The sequence below is a fragment of the Bradyrhizobium centrolobii genome, assembly GCF_001641635.1.
In the GTDB taxonomy this organism is placed as follows: Bacteria; Pseudomonadota; Alphaproteobacteria; order Rhizobiales; family Xanthobacteraceae; genus Bradyrhizobium; species Bradyrhizobium centrolobii.
The window spans coordinates 1-14594 of record NZ_LUUB01000061.1; the positions used below are offsets into that span (position 1 = coordinate 1).

The 14594-nt window shown below is 63.5% G+C and carries 15 protein-coding genes and 1 tRNA gene; 8 read left to right on the forward strand and 8 right to left on the reverse strand.

Features of this window, described 5'->3' with window-relative positions; genetic code table 11:
• Together AYJ54_RS18770 and chpT are read right to left on the reverse strand one after the other, a co-directional pair.
• Positions 1-410, reverse strand: a 410-nt coding sequence (locus tag AYJ54_RS18770) for an Hpt domain-containing protein (RefSeq protein ID WP_201724222.1), incomplete at its 3' end; no start/stop codon positions are given.
• Positions 411-606: 196 nt separating this feature from the next.
• The gene (chpT, locus tag AYJ54_RS18775) at positions 607-1260 is read right to left on the reverse strand and encodes a histidine phosphotransferase ChpT (RefSeq protein ID WP_063700973.1); all 654 of its coding nucleotides are present in this window, start codon (positions 1258-1260) and stop codon (positions 607-609) included.
• 192 nt (positions 1261-1452) lie between these two features.
• Between chpT and AYJ54_RS18780 the strand changes: the two genes are divergently transcribed.
• A complete protein-coding gene (locus tag AYJ54_RS18780; protein ID WP_063700975.1) occupies positions 1453-2277 on the forward strand; it encodes a 3'(2'),5'-bisphosphate nucleotidase CysQ family protein in 825 nt (274 codons plus the stop codon).
• Here AYJ54_RS18780 and AYJ54_RS18785 read toward each other — a convergent pair.
• Positions 2271-2756 carry a YHS domain-containing (seleno)protein gene (locus tag AYJ54_RS18785; protein WP_063700977.1) on the reverse strand — a complete coding sequence of 162 codons (486 nt, stop codon included), beginning with the start codon at positions 2754-2756 and terminating at the stop codon, positions 2271-2273. The genes AYJ54_RS18780 and AYJ54_RS18785 overlap by 7 nt on opposite strands.
• Positions 2757-2895: 139 nt before the next feature.
• On the opposite strand from AYJ54_RS18785, the gene AYJ54_RS18790 reads away from it, so the two are divergent.
• The 3 genes from AYJ54_RS18790 (at position 2896) to AYJ54_RS18800 (ending at position 5159) form a co-directional block, all read left to right on the forward strand.
• Entirely contained in the window at positions 2896-3501 is a 606-nt protein-coding gene (locus AYJ54_RS18790) for a DUF1134 domain-containing protein (RefSeq protein ID WP_063700978.1), read from the forward strand.
• A 119-nt stretch (positions 3502-3620) separates the two neighbouring features.
• The gene (locus tag AYJ54_RS18795) at positions 3621-4919 is read left to right on the forward strand and encodes a coiled-coil domain-containing protein (protein ID WP_063700980.1); all 1299 of its coding nucleotides are present in this window, start codon (positions 3621-3623) and stop codon (positions 4917-4919) included.
• A gap of 165 nt (positions 4920-5084) precedes the next feature.
• Positions 5085-5159, forward strand: a tRNA-Val gene (locus AYJ54_RS18800).
• 331 nt (positions 5160-5490) lie between these two features.
• Here AYJ54_RS18800 and AYJ54_RS47430 read toward each other — a convergent pair.
• Both AYJ54_RS47430 and AYJ54_RS18805 read right to left on the reverse strand, forming a co-directional pair.
• Positions 5491-5898, reverse strand: coding sequence for a hypothetical protein (locus tag AYJ54_RS47430; RefSeq protein WP_082905733.1), 408 nt, complete (start codon positions 5896-5898; stop codon positions 5491-5493).
• A 15-nt stretch (positions 5899-5913) separates the two neighbouring features.
• Entirely contained in the window at positions 5914-6114 is a 201-nt protein-coding gene (locus tag AYJ54_RS18805) for a hypothetical protein (protein ID WP_063682169.1), read from the reverse strand.
• Between the two features lie 685 nt (positions 6115-6799).
• On the opposite strand from AYJ54_RS18805, the gene AYJ54_RS49480 reads away from it, so the two are divergent.
• From AYJ54_RS49480 to leuD, 4 genes are all read left to right on the forward strand, one after another.
• A complete protein-coding gene (locus tag AYJ54_RS49480) occupies positions 6800-7066 on the forward strand; it encodes a hypothetical protein (protein ID WP_136623796.1) in 267 nt (88 codons plus the stop codon).
• 309 nt (positions 7067-7375) lie between these two features.
• The gene (locus AYJ54_RS18810) at positions 7376-8362 is read left to right on the forward strand and encodes a Bug family tripartite tricarboxylate transporter substrate binding protein (RefSeq protein WP_063682170.1); all 987 of its coding nucleotides are present in this window, start codon (positions 7376-7378) and stop codon (positions 8360-8362) included.
• A 24-nt stretch (positions 8363-8386) separates the two neighbouring features.
• On the forward strand, positions 8387-9793 hold the full coding sequence (leuC, locus tag AYJ54_RS18815; RefSeq protein WP_063682171.1) for a 3-isopropylmalate dehydratase large subunit: 1407 nt from the start codon (positions 8387-8389) through the stop codon (positions 9791-9793).
• Complete coding sequence (gene leuD, locus AYJ54_RS18820) at positions 9790-10410, forward strand: 3-isopropylmalate dehydratase small subunit (RefSeq protein ID WP_063682172.1); 621 nt, start codon at positions 9790-9792, stop codon at positions 10408-10410. The genes leuC and leuD overlap by 4 nt, the downstream gene beginning before the upstream one ends.
• Before the next feature lie 30 nt (positions 10411-10440).
• On the opposite strand, the gene AYJ54_RS18825 is transcribed toward leuD, so the two are convergent.
• The 3 genes from AYJ54_RS18825 to fahA all read right to left on the reverse strand — a co-directional run bounded on the left by AYJ54_RS18825 (position 10441) and on the right by fahA (position 14525).
• A complete protein-coding gene (locus AYJ54_RS18825) occupies positions 10441-11589 on the reverse strand; it encodes an ABC transporter substrate-binding protein (protein ID WP_063700982.1) in 1149 nt (382 codons plus the stop codon).
• A 164-nt stretch (positions 11590-11753) separates the two neighbouring features.
• Complete coding sequence (gene hmgA / locus AYJ54_RS18830; RefSeq protein WP_063700984.1) at positions 11754-13100, reverse strand: homogentisate 1,2-dioxygenase; 1347 nt, start codon at positions 13098-13100, stop codon at positions 11754-11756.
• A 108-nt stretch (positions 13101-13208) separates the two neighbouring features.
• Positions 13209-14525, reverse strand: a complete 1317-nt coding sequence (gene fahA / locus AYJ54_RS18835; protein ID WP_063700985.1) for a fumarylacetoacetase — start codon at positions 14523-14525, stop codon at positions 13209-13211.
• Positions 14526-14594 lie beyond the last annotated feature (69 nt).

Sequence of the window (14594 nt, forward strand, 5' to 3'; positions counted from 1 at the left end):
GCGATCGGCGGAGCCGACGCTGACATCGCCGCCATGCCCTGCTCGACCATCGCTTCCAGCTTGTCGATCAGGTCGCGGTCATTGCCCTCGGGCTCGGCTTCGGTCGCCTCCAGCCCGGCCAGGATCTCCTTGATGCGGTCGATCGAGGACAGGATCACCGTCACCGCCTGTCCCGTCACCGGCATGCCGTCGCGGAACTTGCCCATCAAGGTCTCGCCGGCATGCGCCAGCGCTTCCAGCCGCGGCAATCCCAGAAAACCGCACGTACCCTTGATGGTGTGGACCAGGCGGAAGATGTTATCCAGGATCTTGGCGTTGTTCGGCTCCTGCTCGAACTTCACCAACTGATTGTCGACGGTGTCCAGGCTCTCGCTGGTCTCCGTCAAAAACTCCCGCAACAGATCATCCATGAAAAACAGGCCTTCATACAGTGAGGGCACGCACGCCGCGTGATGCGCCATTCAGAATGGGGCCAGCTTCACCGCAAAGCGTTTAATAATGGTTGAGTATTTGCAAAAGAACGGAACCAACAAAGAGATAAGGCGCTCCGGACAAGCCGAAGCGCCCCGTAAAGCTTTGATTAACTGTCCGAGAACGACGCCGCGCTTACGAAGCGGTAACGATGATGGCTTCGCCTTCCGGCGCGAGCGTCACGGTGAGACCGCAGGCCTGCGCCAGCAGCCGCGTATAATAAGGCTGGATCGCGTGCGCATCCGCGGCGGGGCCACGCTCGCCGCTCAGCAGCTCGGCGATGTTCTGCGGCAGGCGCGCATTGTGCCCGGTGGACGTGACACGAAAGCTCATCGTCTCGCCCTCGCCGATCGGATCAACCGTCAGCGTGCCGCCGCGCGGGATCGTGTGCTGCGCGATCACGAGCATGTTGAGCAGCAGCTTGACGCGATTCTTCGGCAGAAGCAGCCGCGGCAGATTCCAAGTGATCGTGCACTTGCCGTCCTCGATGTGGCCGCGCGCCATGGTCTGCGCGTCGCCGAGATCGATCTGCGCGCCCGAGGATCCGGCCGCGCCGAAGGCGAGGCGGCAGAACTGCAACCGGGCAGACGCCGTCTTCGCGCTCTTGCGAATCAGCTCGAGCGCGAAGTCGCGGTCCTCCGGCTTCGGATCGTCGTCGAGCACCTCGAGCCCGTTGACGATGGCGCCGACAGGGCTGATGAGATCATGGCAGACGCGCGAACACAGCAGTGCCGCGAGTTCGAGCATATCGGGAGCAGTAGCGGTACCGGGTGACGAGGTGCCAGACATTAAAGGGGTCCTGGAGGGTTCCTGGAGTTGCACGGCGCGGACGCGGCGAATCACGCATGCTTGACGGATCGCGCGGGTTCTAACATTCGCAAGCCCGTTGCAGCTAGCTTGCGATAGGTTCGAAGCGGCCATAATGCCGCGGGCGAATCAACCGACGAGAGGGTGAAACTTGCCGATGAATGAGGCACTTAGGTGAAGCGGATCATCGACGCCGAGGCCGCGACCGGCCTGATGGAGCCGCTCACGGCGCTGGTGGTGCAGGCGGGCGTAGCCATCCTCGCGGTCAACCGCGCGGCGATGCGGGTCGACGGCAAGCAGGACGGCTCGCCGGTCACCGAAGCGGATCTCGCCGCCGACCGAATCATCGCGGACGGCCTGGCCCAACTCGCAGGCGACGTGCCGACGCTCTCTGAAGAGCGGACCCAGCTCGCCTCTCCGCCGTTTCGCGACAGCTTCTTCCTGATCGATCCGCTCGACGGGACCAAGGAGTTCGTCGCCGGCCGTGACGAGTTCACCGTCAATCTGGCGCTCGTCACTCACGGCGTGCCGCTGCTCGGCATCGTCAGCGCGCCAGCGCTCGGATTGCTCTGGCGCGGCATCGTCGGACGTGGCGCCGAGCGTGTGACGTTTGACGGCGCTGTCATCGGTGCTGCCGAGCCGATTCATACCCGCAAGCTGCCGGATCAGGGCGAGCCCTGGGTCGCGGCGGTGAGCCGCTCGCATGGAGATAAGAAGAGCGAGGCGTTCATTGATGCTCGGCCCAATGCCGTGAGAAGGACGGTCGGCTCGGCGGTGAAGTTCGGCCGGATCGCGGAGGGCACCGCCGATATCTACCCGCGCTTCGGGCCCACCTCGGAATGGGACGTTGGCGCCGGCTGCGCGGTCGTGACCGCGGCCGGTGGCAAGGTGACCGACGGCAAGGGCGGCGAGCTCCGATTCGGCGAGCGCAGCGATACCGGCTTCATCATCCCGGAGTTCATCGCCTGGGGTGACGCGGAGGCTGTACGGCTCTACTGACTGAGCTGTTCCTGGAGCGCCGGCCAGCGCTTGCCCACTTCATACAGGAAGCGTTCCGGATCGGCGGCGAAGGCATCGCGGTTGTCTTCCCGGCTGAACAGATAAAGTCGCTGCGCCGCGATCACGAAGAAGCGCGGATTGCTGGCGACGGTCACGCCCCGGGCGATATCGGCCGGATCATAACCGCCGAACTGCGGCCCGTAGATTTCGGGATGGGCCAGGAAGGAGGCCCGGTTGCCCTCGTTGCGGAAGCGCCAGACCGCCCCCCAAAGGTTCGCCTCGAACTCCGCCGTCCCCTGGACCGGCTGGCCCTCGACGAAATAGGCTACGGGGTCGAAGCCTTCGATTGCCACCCCACTGAAGCGGTTGACGACGATCCGTTCGGTGGTGGCGGCTTCCGCCGGCAACCCGGAGCAGACGATCCATGTGCTTGCCAGGAGGCCGACCAGAAGGCCGATCAAGGCAATTCCGGGGCGCAAAGGGCTAGCTTCCTGCCGTTGTGCCGTCATAGTTGCTGCGGATAACATCCGAGTCGAGGGGACATTCGGCGCAACCTAGAGCCGTGCCTGTTGGCGTTAGGTTAAGGGAAGCGATCGGATTCGGTACCAGGGGTTTTTTATGACTTTCGCATCACGTCTCGCTGCGGTCGCGCTTGCCGCGCTGGTCGGCTGGATCGTGCCGGCCTCCGCCCAGCAGCCGCCGCCGCCCAACCTGCCACCGCCGCAGCGGACCCCGTCGCCCAATACCTATGGGCCCGACGAGCTGGTGACTGCCGGCCATCGCTTCTTCGGCAACGTCTCGCGCGGGCTTGCCTCGATCATCGAGAAGGCGGTCAGCCAGTGGGGCCTGCCGAACGGCTATATCCTGGGCGAGGAAGGTTCCGGCGCCTTCGTCGCCGGCCTGCGCTACGGCGAAGGCACGCTCTACACCAAGAACGCCGGCGACCTGCGCGTCTACTGGCAGGGTCCCTCGCTCGGCTTCGACTGGGGCGGTGACGGCGCCCGCACCATGACGCTGGTCTATAACCTGCCCGCCACCAACGCGATCTACCAGCGCTTCGCCGGCATCGACGGTTCGGCCTACATCATCGGCGGCTTCGGCATGACGGCGCTCACCTCCAACAATATCGTGCTGGTGCCGATCCGCTCCGGCCTCGGCCTGCGGCTGGGAGCCAATATCGGCTACCTCAAATACACCCCGCGCGCGACCTGGAACCCGTTCTAGGGCCCGTTCTCCCGTCCCCATACGGATCAACGTTAACGACAGGCCGGGGCTGGCTTTTTGCCGGCCCCCCATGGCATTGTTGTTGGTAAATTTTTCCTTGATTTGCGGAGTCCTGCCCCATGGTCGAACCGATCATGTATCTGGCGATCGGTTTCCTGCTCTCGATGCTGTGCGGGCTCGCGGTCGTGCCGCTGGTGCACAACCGGGCGGTTCGCCTGACCACGCGCCGGCTCGAGGCCGCAACGCCCCTGTCGATGGCGGAGATCCAGGCCGACAAGGACCAGCTTCGCGCCGAATTCGCCATGTCGGCGCGGCGGCTCGAGATGAGCGTCGAGCAGCTCAAGAACAAGACCACGAGCCAGCTCGCCGAGCTCGGCAAGAAGAGCGACGCCATCAACCGCATGAAGATCGAGCTCGGCGAGAAGAACGCCACGATCTTCGCGCTGGAGGCACGCGAGAAGGCGATGAAGGAGCAGCTCCGCGCCACCGAAGAAGAATTCAACGCCAAGACCGAGGCGCTGCGCGGGGCCGAGCAGGCGCTCACCGACAAGCAGGGCGAGCTCGCAAAGATCAACTCGGAGCTTTCCGACCGCTCGATGATGGCGGAGAGCCGCCAGGTCGAGCTCGTCACGGTGCGTACGCAGATCGAGGAATTGAAGAACCGCGTCGGCGACGCGGAGAAGGAGTTCGCGGCGACCCAGCAGCGATTGACGCACGAGCGCTCGGAATCGGAGACCGCCTCGCGCGAGCTCGCGGATGCGCGCGGTCGCGTCGAGAATCTGAGCCAGCGCGTCACCGATCTAGATCGCCAGCTCATCGTGCAGGTCAAGGAGGCCGAGATGCTCTCGGGCCGCGTCGCCGACCTCGAGGGGCGGCTCGCGACCCAGGGCAAGCTGCTCGCCGAGCGCGACTACGAGAACAATCAGCTCCGTCAGGCCAATGAGGGCGCCGAGCGCACCGTCAAGGAGCTGCGCGTCGAGATCGCCGCGCTCAGCGGCGGCAAATCGTCGGCCGCGTTCGAGGCGCTGCGCGCGGAAAAGACCGCGCTGGAAGAGCAGCTGAGGACCGCGCGCGACGAGCGCGCAAAACTCCAGCGTGACATCAACGCGATCCAGCAGCAGGCCGAGAGCTCCTGGGCCACCGAGCGCATGGAGAATGCGCTGCTGCGCGAGCGCATCAACGACATCGCGGCCGAAGTCGCCAAGCTCGCGATGCAGCTCGAAGGCCCGAACTCGCCGATCGAGGCGCTGCTTGCGGCCGAAGCGGGCCAGCCGGCGAAGCCTGCTCCGCGCCCGGCCAATGGCGCTGCGGCGAACGGCGCGGCGGCGGCAGGCCTGCCCGAGGGCGGCGGAACACTCGCCGAGCGCATCCGCGCGCTCCAGGCCCACGCCTCCCGCGCCCGCCAGCAGGGGGCGTAAGGCGGCGCAGAATCTGCACTGTTTACGGGGATTGCGGGCCGGCGCGCCGACTTTTCTGCGCCACCCGCGCCTGAAAACTTGACACCTTCGGCCCGCACTTCTAAATCGCGGGCTCCACAGGATTGTCGGCCGGCCGAAAGGTCCGGCCGCCTGCATGATGGTCCCGGGCGCATAGCTCAGCGGGAGAGCGTTCCCTTCACACGGGAGAGGTCCAAGGTTCGATCCCTTGTGCGCCCACCATTCGCCCTTTATTTTCAACGACTTACTGAATTGATTCCCTAGAGGTGTGCCCCAGAAAAGCTGGGGCACAATAGGGGCACTTCGCGGCAAGAGAAAATCGCTCCGCGCCCGCCGAGACCTCAACGCCGCTTATCCGTTACGACGACATCGACCAGGACGAATGGAGTCGGAGAGTTCGCTTCTTTTTCGGCGCGCATAGCGGTTGCCTGGCAGGATCGCCACTTCATTCAATGCCGGCTGCGCTGTGTTCGAAACGCTCGGCCACTACAGCGAGACCCAAAGGTGATCCAGCAGTTGGTGAAGTTACAGGCCTGAAAAGAAACCCAGTTCGCTATGAGGCATTTGCTCGTGCTCGTTGCCGGGCGGCGCGCCGTCGCTCACGGCGTTCGCGACCGTGCCGGCGCTTCTCGACCCGAAATTGCAAGGGCGCCGTTGACGAATGGGACTGGCTGAGCTTGATCTTTGCGCTTGCCTCGTCTGCAGCGGCAGGGCGTGCTTCCATGAGTGCCAATACAGCGCGCCCTTTATCGGTGATCCGCCATCCACCGTTTAGGCGCTCAACTAGACCCTGAGAAAAGATATCTAGATCCGGCACTCGCGAACCTAGGCGTTTGGTACGCTTGGCCCAGTCGCTGCCGCTGGTAGCTAGAATCGCCATGTCGCGCTTGAGATCGGCCATCGCAGCGAAGCCGCCGGGATAGCTCTCCAAAATCTTCAGGACCGTGACCTGAAAATTCACCTCGGCCTCGCGCGACTACCGCCACATGGTCGGAGCGTCGGACAAAGCTGCTCGGCCAGCCCGCTTGAGACCGTCTGGCGACGTCTCGCCTCTGGTGGCGGCTTCCAGAATTTTGGAGGCGACATGGGTCCGGGCGCCGGTCTCATGACGGGCGACGTTCTCACAGACCTCGTCGAGGACCGCGCGCAATAGCGCGGTGGTAGCGGCATCGAACATGGTACACTCCAAAAGGAAAAGCTTATCTTAGGACAATCAGTTCGAAGTCGGATTCAAGAGTGTTAAAGGTCGTCGGAAAATACTGACAACTTTACATTCCAAGCGACGCTTTGCAACGGCTGGGCGCATGCGTGGCAGGAGACTATGTAGCTGCCATTGGGGCGACTAGGTGCGGACCCGCCGCTAGATGCATCCTCACGAACCGCTTCTGCGAGGGTGCTGAAGCCTTCCCAAAGTTATTTACCACTCATCGATAGGCTAATAGGTGTGATGATATCGTCCCAGTCGCGCTCTTCCGTAGCCAGCGCGCAGTGAAATCAATCCATTCGAAGCATACTATGCGCCCGCCAATACATGCCTGAAGATCGAGCTAACAAGATCGCGCTATGCCTGGGCGTCGTTGCTCCTAGCCGTCAGGAGAGCCGCGACGAGCAAGCTGCAGGTCGATCTGTCAGTTGCTCGCGATGCGAGTGAATTGCTATTAGTCGTGCGACGATCCATTCCGTCGGCCCTCTCACCCGAGCGCGGCGCTCTGACAGATCCCGAGGCATAGCTTACTCGCATACTTGAACAGCCACCTGTGCCAAACCCATCCCATGCACCGGGGCTTCAGATTAGAGATCGAGGAATTTCCAGTCCCAAGCGGCGCAGCTCACTCAGACGGTGGTGGGACTGCACAGGGCAATTGGCCTTCTACGTGAAGCGAAGGCTTGGTCGGCATTGCCGTCGCGCTACCAGCGCGTATTCGAGGTGGCGGCCGCAGGGCCTCCTCGGACATGCTGTCGCATTACGACGCCAGCAACATGGCTCCGCTGCGCCGGCTGATCGCAACGGCACCGAGCTCAAGCCATTCTCGCGCGAGATCATGGAGGGCGGTTACCGCGCGGCATTTTCGCTCTCCGCAGAAGACGCGGAAAAGAAGCTGGATTTCCGCAAGATTTACTGCAAATAGCTCAAGTTTCGCGAGGACATCGTGACCTGGTTCAGGGTCGCGGAGGCAAGCTTCGAGTCCAGCCTGTACAATCTCTACAAGACGTGAGCCGGACTGCCAGTCTCGATCGACCAGGTCATCAATCTGGTTTCCAGATAACCGCTATCGCTAAGTTCTACTGGTGCGGTCCGGCTGCCTCCGACAAAAATCTTGCAGGCTGGCACACGATCAGCCGGCCAAGACTCGTCTGCGATGACGAGGGCGGACCAGCCCCGGAGGAACCATGGAGCGGCATTTCTCGGCGCGGATAGCACCCTGCGGGAGCGTGGCATGATTACGCGACGCTCCTTCCTGGCCACTCAGGCCGGCATGCTGGCAACGACAGCGATCGCCACGCGAACGGCAGCAGCCCAGTCGCTTCCCCAAATCTCGCGAGTTGTGGTCGGCTTCCCGGCCGGCGGAGCCGCCGACACGATGGCACGCCTGTTGACCGACAGGATGAGAGAGCAGGCGCCAAAAGTCATCGTCGACAACAAACCTGGCGCCGGCGGTCGCATCGCGCTCGATGCGATCAAGAGCAGCCCTGCCGACGGCTCGGTTGTCATCCTCACGCCGGCATCGATGATCGTGCTTTATCCGCACGTCTACAAGAAGCTCAGCTATGATCCGCTGCGGGACTTCACGCCGATCAGCACGGTGTGCACCGCACCCCTGGTGATCGTCGCCGGTCCGAAGGTCGGGCCGGACGTCAAGTCGATTTCCGATTTCGTCGCCTGGTGCAAAGCCAACCCAAATCAAGCCTCCTTCGGCACTCCCGGCGCAGGCTCGATGCTGCACTTCATCGGCGACATGCTCTGGCGCGCCGCCGGCGTCCAGCCGACTCACGTTCCCTACAGGGGCGGCTCTCCCATGATGCAGGACGTGATTGCCGGACAAATTCCGGCAGCGCTGACCGTCCTCTCCTCCGCATTGCCGCTGGTCGCATCCGGAACGCTGCGTGTGCTGGCCATCACGGGAGCCCAGCGCTCACGCTTCCTGCCCGACGTGCCAACTTTGCACGAACTCGGCTTCAAGGATGTGATCGCCGAGGAATGGTACGGCATTCTCGGTCCGGCCGGGCTGCCTTCGCCGATCGTCGCCAAGCTGAACGACGCCATCCGTGGCGCATTGAAGAACGAGAAGGTGCTCGAAAGTTTCAACACGTTCGGATTCACCGCGACGGGCGAAAGCCCGGAGGAGTTTCTGGCGCTGATCAAGGCAGACACCGAACGGTGGGGCCAGATCGTCAAGGCGTCCAGCTACGTCCCCGAAGATTGAACAAAGGAAATCAAGGGGAACTTTGTGACGACAACGCCGCGAACCCTGTTCGAGAAAATCTGGGGACCTCACACCGCCACCTCACGCAGCGGCAGAGACCTGCTGACGCTAGACCGCGTCTTTCTCCACGACATGACGTCGCTGCCCGCATTCGAGCAATTGCGCCAACGCAACCTGCCCGTGGCGGATACTGCGAGGACCCTCGCGGTCATCGACCACACGGTCGCGACGGCTTCGGGCAGGACCGAAGAGACCTATCCCGTCATGGCCCCGACCGTCCGCTCGTTCCGCCGCGAGGTCACAGATCGAGGCATTCAATTGTTCGGGCTGGGGGATCCGGCCCAGGGAATCGTGCACGTCGTCGCCGCCGAACAAGGCGCCATCCTACCGGGAATGACGGCGGTCTGCGGGGACAGCCACACCTGCACCAACGGCGCACTCGGCGCCATCGCATTCGGTATCGGCAGTACCGAAATCGCACACGCGCTGGCGTATCAGGCACTCTGGCTCCCGCGGCCAAAAGCCCTGCGCGTGACGGTAGACGGTTCGCTCAACCCGCTGGTCAGCGGCAAGGACGTCGCGCTTGCGATCATCTCCCGCTTCTCGACCGACGGCGGGGTCGGCTGCGCCGTCGAATACGCCGGCAGCGCAATTCGCCGCTTGACGGTCGAGGAGCGGATGACGCTCTGCAATCTCTCGATCGAATTCGGGTCGCGTATCGGGCTGGTCGCGCCCGACGATGCAGTCTTCTCCTATCTCGAGGGACGACCGAGAACACCGAAGGGAGCGGCGTTCGAAACCGCGGTGGCGGCCTGGCGCAACCTCGCCAGTGATGAGAACGCCGCCTACGACAAGGAATATTCGCTCGATGCGGGCTCGATCGCGCCGATGGTGACGTGGGGCACCAGTCCGGAGGATGCGATTGCGGTCGACGGATCCATTCCACAATTGAACCAGGCGCGAAATCCAGCGCAGCGCGCGCGCTGGGAGCGCGCACTGTCCTACGTCGACCTGAAGCCCGGCGCACCCATCGCAGGCACACCGATCGACGTCGCCTTCATCGGCTCCTGCACAAACGCGCGGCTGTCCGATCTGCGCGCGGCGGCGCGCGTCGTTCGAGGCGGCAAGGTTGCCAGCACGGTACGCGCGCTGGTGGTCCCGGGCTCGTCCAGCGTGAAGCGCCAGGCCGAGGCTGAGGGGCTCGACAGGATCTTCCGCGAGGCCGGCTTCGAGTGGCACGAGTCCGCCTGTTCCCTCTGTGCCTCGCTCGGCCCCGATATCGTCGGTCGCGGAAAGCGATGCGCCTCGACGTCGAACCGCAACTTCGAGAACCGCCAGGGCCCCGGCTCGATCACCCATCTGATGAGCCCGCCCATGGTCGCCGCCGCCGCGCTAAATGGCGGGATTGCCGATGTCAGGACGCTCGCATGACTGAAAAGCTCACCCGCATCCAGGGCATGGCCGTCCCGCTTCTGTGGGACAATGTCGACACGGATGCGCTCGTCCCCGCCGCCCCGCACAAGCGGATCAGCGGAGGCGGGCTGGAGCGTCTTGGCGAAATCCTCTTCTACGAATTCAGATTCAATGCCGACGGAACCCCCAAACCGGACTTCGTGCTTAGCGATCCCCGATTTGCGCAAGCACCCATTCTGATCGCGGGCGAAAATTTCGGCTGCGGCTCGTCGCGCGAGGTTGCCGTGTGGGCATTGCAGGACTACGGCTTCCGCGCCGTCATCGCCCGAAACTTTGCCGACATCTTCGAGCAGAACTCGTACAAGAACCAGTTTCTGCCAGCGGCCGTCGACACGGCGACCCACGCGCGGCTCGTCGCGCAACTGCGTCGATCGCCGGGCCCGATATCGATCGACCTCGTCGAAAAGTGCATACGAATCGGCGATGAAAGCGTTGGGGTGTTCAGTGCCGATGAAATGGGGCTGGACATGCTTATCAACGGCGTGGACGAATTCGCCCTGACGGCACGCTATGCCGCGGACATCAAGGCGTGCCAGGACCGGCTGGTCGAAGCGTATCCGTGGTTCGCGGTATGAACAAGTGCCCGAAATCTGATTGGCGCGCCGCTACTTTGCCAGGCGGAACTTGCCGCCTTCAACCTTGATCAGAAAGGCCGACCGTTCGTCGTAGCCATTGTGGTCGGCCTTGCTCATGTTCGACAGCCCGTTGTTGAGATAGACGTTCTGCCCGCGCTCAAGCTCATCCCGCAGAGACATGCGAAACTCGGGCGTGCCCGGCTTCGCGGCCTTCAGCGCATTCGGTGCAGCTTTTCCGATCAGCGCGACGACATCCCAGAGGTGAGCGGCGAACATGTTCGGCTTCTGCCCGTTCGCCGCTTCATACGCGGTCACGAACTCCGCCGTTGCGCGACGGAACGGATCTCCAGCCGGAAGATCGGCGGCAATGGTAAAGGCCTCGCCGGCGAATACGGCGCCTTCGACGTTCTCGCCTCCAAGCTTGATGAACTCCTCGCTGGCCACGCCATGCGTTTGAAAGATCTGTCCGGTGTATCCGCGCTCGCGGAGCGCCTGTTGCGGCAGGACCGCTGGCGTTCCCGCAGAGGCAATGAAGACCGCGTCGGGATTCGTCGACATCACCTTCAGCGCCTGGCCGGTGACGCTCGTGTCGGATCGCGCGTAGACCTCATGCGTCGTGATGGTCAGCCCCAGACCTGGCGCGAGGCGGCTCACCTCCTTGTAGTAGCCCTCGCCGTACCCATCCGAAACGCCGACATAACCCAGCGTCTTCACGCCGGATTTCGCGATATGCTTGAGGATGGCGCTTGCCATGAGATCATCATTGGGAACGACCTTGAAGGCCCAGGCGCGCTTCTCGTCCATCGGTTGAACGATGGCTGTGGCGGCCGCGAGCGACAGCAGCGGCGTCTTCGATTCGAGCGCGACGTCCAGCATCGGCATGGTTACCGGCGTCACAGATGAGCCGACCAATACGTCGACCTTGTCCTGGATCACAAGCCGGCGTGCGTTCTGTATCCCCTTGGTCGAATCCGACTCGTCGTCCAGGGTAATGTAGGTCACCTTCTCTCCGCCGATCTCCTTCGGAAGAGCTGCGACCGTCTTGAGCTGCGGCTGCCCGAGTGCAGATCCCGGGCCAGTTGCCGAGATCACAATTCCGATCTTGATCTCCGCGTTCGCCGGGTATCCATAGAGAACGCATGCCACGAGAAGACAAGCTCGCGCGAAACCGATCTTCATCCGCAGTTCCTCCGCCTTGATGCCTTCGCCGGTTGCCCCGGGTGAGCGATCCTAGACGGGGTCGGAGGTCCGTGTCTGTCCCTATCCCTAGGGACAAGACATTGGCGCCCGAAGGCCGGGCGCAGGAACCCGCCTCCAAAATCTTCGGTTTGCTTTCCGAAGCGCTATGATCGATCGAACTTGCGCGCGAGGCCGTCCCAGCAATCGGGATAGGCGCCATCGAGCAATTCGAGCTGCGACGCATAGGCGGTCGCGCTCAGGGGATAGCGGGTCTCGAACATGAAGGCCATTGTGCCCGACAGGCGTTCCGGGACGAGATCCTTGCGCGATGCCTTCTCGAAAACTTCGGCATCAGGTCCATGCGCGATCAGGGCGTTGTGGAGGCTCATGCCGCCCGGCACGAAGCCGCCGGGCTTGGCGTCATAGACGCCGTAGATCAGCCCCATGAATTCGCTCATCACGTTCATGTGGTACCACGGTGGACGGAACGAGCTTTCCATCACCACCCATCTCTCGGGGAAGATCACGAAATCGACGTTCGCTGTGCCTGCCATGTCGGAAGCCGAGGTCAGCACGGTGTAGATCGAGGGGTCCGGATGGTCGAACAGCACCGAACCGACAGGCGAGAAGCGGCGCAGATCGTACTTCACGGGCGCGAAGTTGCCGTGCCAGGCGACGACATCGAGCGGCGACTGCGGCAGGTCCGTCACATAGAGCCTGCCGAGCGATTTGACGTAGAGTTCGCAAGGTGTCTCCTTGTCTTCATAGCCGGCGACAGGCGCGAGAAAATCGCGGGGGTTGGCAAGGCAGTTCGCGCCGATCGGTCCGCGCTCGGGCAGTGTGAGATAGCTGCCGTAGTTTTCGCAAACATAGCCGCGTGCAGGTCCGTTGGGCAGATCGACCTTGAACTTCATGCCTTTCGGAATGATCACGATCTCTCCAGGACCTGCGTCGATCACGCCGCATTCCGTGAAGACCCGGATCAAATTGTGCTGTGGCACGAGCAGCAGCTCGCCATCGACATTGTAGAAGTAGCGGTCTGCCATCGAGCGGTTGGCCACATAGACATGCGCGGCCATACCAAGTTGCAGATGCGCATCGCCCCCCGTCGCGATCGTCCGAAGGCCGGAAAGGAAATCGCACGGCTCGTCAGGGATGACGATCGGCGGCCATCGGAGCTGCGCGATCGGAAGCCGCGATTCGTCGCGGCAAGGCGCCGTCCGGATCAGTCCGGCATGGACCTCGCGAAAGCCTCGGCCGTGCAAGACCGAGGGGCGCACCCGATAGAACCATGTACGCTTGTTGCTGTGGCGAGGCGCGGTGAAGGCGGTGCCGGACAGTTGCTCGGCGTAGAGGCCCAGCGGCGCCTTTTGCGGTGAATTGCGCATCACCGGAAGCGCGCCAGCAACGGCTTCGGTTGCAAACGAATTCTCGAAGCCGGTCATGTAGGCCGGCGAGCCGTCACGGGGCGACAGCACCGCCTCGCTGAAAGCATTGGTATGAACGGTCATGGGCGAACGAGCCTCGCGGCAAATCATGTGGAGCTGACCGCAATCCTGCCACCCCGCGCGATCTGGTCAGTCACATGCGCGGGGGACAACGCGGGGGGCTCGCCGGATTCAGCCGGCGAGCGCGGGAAGGATCCGTCCGACGCAACGACCGAAGCCGATCGGCACGAAGCCGTCGCGGATGCATCGGCCGGTCATGGTGACTTCGTCGCCGTCTTCCAGGAATGTCCGCTGCTCGCCGCTCGGCAGCTTCAGCGAACGTGCACCAGCTCTCGATATCTCAAGCAGGCTGCCGAGACCACTCTCGTCGTCGTCGGAGACGGTGCCGCTGCCGTAGAGATCGCCCGCCTCGATGCTGCATCCGTTGCTGGTGTGATGAGCGACCATCTGGCCGACCGACCAGTACAATTCGCGCGTCGAGGCTCGTCCGAGACGGACCGCCTCGCTTCCCTGTTGCCGCATCCTTGCGGTTGCCAGCCGGGTCTCCAGCACGATGTCCACGGCGCCGGTAGCCTGGTCCTCGTCGTCGGCAAGATAAGGCAGCGGTGCTGGGTCGCCATCCGGGCGCGCCCGCACGGGCACGCGAAACGGACGCAGCGCATCCACCGTGACCACCCAGGGCGAGATGGTGGTCGCAAAGCTCTTACCAAGGAACGGGCCGAGCGGCTGATACTCCCAGGCCTGAATGTCGCGTGCCGACCAGTCGTTGAGGAGGCAAAAGCCGAACACATGTTGCCAGGCTCGTGCCAGCGGCACCGGCTCGCCCTGCACCGAATGTCCGCCGAGGAAGACGCCAAGCTCCGCCTCGAAGTCGAGGCGCCGGCTCGGACCGAATGACGGCGCATCCTCGCCGGCAGAACGCGTCTGGCCGCGAGGCCTGCGCACCTCGCCTCCCACGCCGATGGTCGAGGTCCGGCCATTATAGGCGATCGGCACGTATTTGTAGTTCGGCAGCAGCGGATTGTCCGGCCGGAAGGTGCGACCGGCATTGGTCGCGTGCTGGATCGAGGCGAAGAAATCGACGAAGCCGCCAGGCTTGGCGGGGAGAAACATCTCGACAGAGGACATCGCATGGAGATGGTGCTCGGCCCGACGATGCTCGCCGTGGCCGGCAGACAAGAGATTCGAAAGGGCAAGGCGCAAGGCGGTCCACGCGCCCGGCGACAGCGACATCAGTGGCTGCAGGGTTGGAGCGGCCAGGAGCGCCCCCAGAGCCTGCGCCTCTCCGAGCAACGGCGCGACCGCAGAGACATCGAGAATGTGATCGCCGATCGCGACCCCGCCGCGGGGCGTGCCGTCATCAGCCGCAAGGCGAAAGATGCCGTACGGCAGATTCTGGATGGGAAAATCTGTGGAGGCCTGGTTGGCACTCGGCACCCAGCTTCGGCGTGACGCGTCGTGGCTCGCGTCGAGGGCAATGTTCGGCATACCGAGGATCTCCGCGCGTCAGCAGCCGACCTAGCATGCACGCCGCATCTCTTCTGTCACATGCGCGGG